Source organism: Bartonella sp. AA2SXKL (genome assembly GCF_042197205.1).
GTDB lineage: Bacteria > Pseudomonadota > Alphaproteobacteria > Rhizobiales > Rhizobiaceae > Bartonella.
On record NZ_JBHIRN010000166.1, the window covers coordinates 330 to 685 of the forward strand.

1 pseudogene is annotated in these 356 nt (G+C 37.6%); it reads left to right on the forward strand.

Annotated features, from left to right (window positions below):
• A pseudogene (locus tag ACFINS_RS10460) lies at positions 1 to 356 on the forward strand (nicotinamidase); the annotation flags it as partial.

A 356-nucleotide genomic window follows, 5' to 3' on the forward strand; every position in this document is an offset into this window, starting at 1 on the left:
GTGATATCATTTTACCGGCTGTCAATAATCTCATAGAGCATTTTGATCATGTTATTTTAACCCAAGACTGGCACCCTAAAAACCATTGCAGCTTCGCCTCTTCCTACCCTGATAAAAAGCCTTATGATAGCGTTAATCTTGACTATGGTCCGCAAATACTGTGGCCAGATCATTGCGTACAAGGAACAAAAGGAGCAGACTTTCATACCTCTCTTAAAGTTGATAAAGCACAACTCATCCTCAGAAAAGGCTATAATCAAAAAATTGATAGTTATTCCGCCTTTTTTGAAAATGATCAAAAAACACCAACAGGCTTACAAGTTTATCTGAAAGAACATGGTTTTACAAAGCTCGCT